This window comes from Propionivibrio pelophilus DSM 12018 (assembly GCF_059569095.1).
In genome coordinates, this window is the sequence record NZ_JCANUT010000140.1 from 1 (window position 1) to 1,402 (window position 1,402).

The 1,402-nt window shown below is 52.1% G+C and carries 1 protein-coding gene; it reads right to left on the reverse strand.

The features are described 5' to 3' along the window. Window positions 1-1,209: 1,209 nt before the first annotated feature. The coding region (locus BO74_RS21090) for a hypothetical protein (RefSeq protein WP_496445369.1) at window positions 1,210-1,402 on the reverse strand (193 nt) is incomplete at its 5' end.

Consider the following 1,402-nt stretch of genomic DNA (forward strand, 5'->3'; position numbering starts at 1 on the left):
CGACTTATACGATGAAAAATCGATTTCTTTCACCATTTCGGCTCAATATTGAAGCGCCGCCAAGTTTTTCAGTGGCTTGTTCGGCGTTTCCCTAATGGTATATGTCTTGTTTGTCATTCAAACATTCCAAATAACCGCTTCTTGCCTCTCAATACTGCGGAAGCATAAAAAAGCATCGCGGTTCAGCACTTCCCACCGGAGTAATATGAATATAGTCTAACACCTCATCATCTATAAGCCTGAATCAATTCTCTATAAGCACAAACGAAACAAAGGGGCCGTCTGGCCCCCTTGGTATTTTTTGTCACTATCACGCTGTAAGCACTGTATCACCCACCAGTTCTGGAGAACCCGGGGTCCTCAAAACTAGCCGCCCATCAGACGGCGCAGATCGGACACACGAAAACGACTGGAACACCCGATTTTCACGAGCATCAAGTCTCCCCGCTGCACGTGGCGATAGATGCTTGCCCGGCTACGAGCCAAGACAACCTCGGCAACATTCATGGGAACCAGCATGGAACCGGGGGCCTCGTCGAAATTACGAACTGCATTGAAGTTACTCACGTTTCGGACCTTTCAATAATACGGAAGAAGCGACACCACGCATCGCTGCGCTGCATTCGGACGTGACGCGAGACGAATCCTCGCTTTTTTGCCCTCTCGCGACGAGTGCGGAATTAGGTCTGCAATTCCGCACCTGACCTATTCAGCCCAAAAAAAGAAAGTTCGCTCCGCAGGTCGTGACAACACGATCTGATTGTCGGAGTGGCATCCGGCGCTGAAGTGGGACACCCGGTATTTTGCTGGGCGACAACGGTGAAACACGACCACTTCCGTGCCGATCCTGCCTCGCCAAAGGCTCGCCCAGCAAAGCATCGGGTTTTTCTTTGGCCCTCCGACCGACACGGAGTCTATCGGCGAAGGGAGTACCCGAAGAAGGCAACTGGTGCAGATAATTCAATGCTGCGACAGTCCCGAGGGGAGATGCCCACAAACGTTCTGGCCGGGGTCGTATCGCGCCACAGAAGGATCAAGGCGCAGCAGTGATGGTGCAAGCCTTCATGCCGGGAAAAAGACCGGCTTACAAGTGGAGGCCTGCGTAGGAGACTGCGAAGAACGCCAGCAACGGCGGAAAGCTCCTGCTATGGCATTCGGTGTTGTTACCGAACCAGCCCAGAGGCATACGCTGCCGGCTCCATACGAGCATCACGGGCAAATCGTCCCACCCGCTAACGGGTTAGGGGATGATTTGCCCAAAACACCACCGCCTTCACCACCGAGCATCTGTTGGTTGCGAACATATTTAGTCCGTCCTGAATAACGCCCAAGACGATGTTTTAATTGATTAATTTTTCGATTTGACGGGCGCGAATTTGCCGGAAATGAGATAATAACTCCT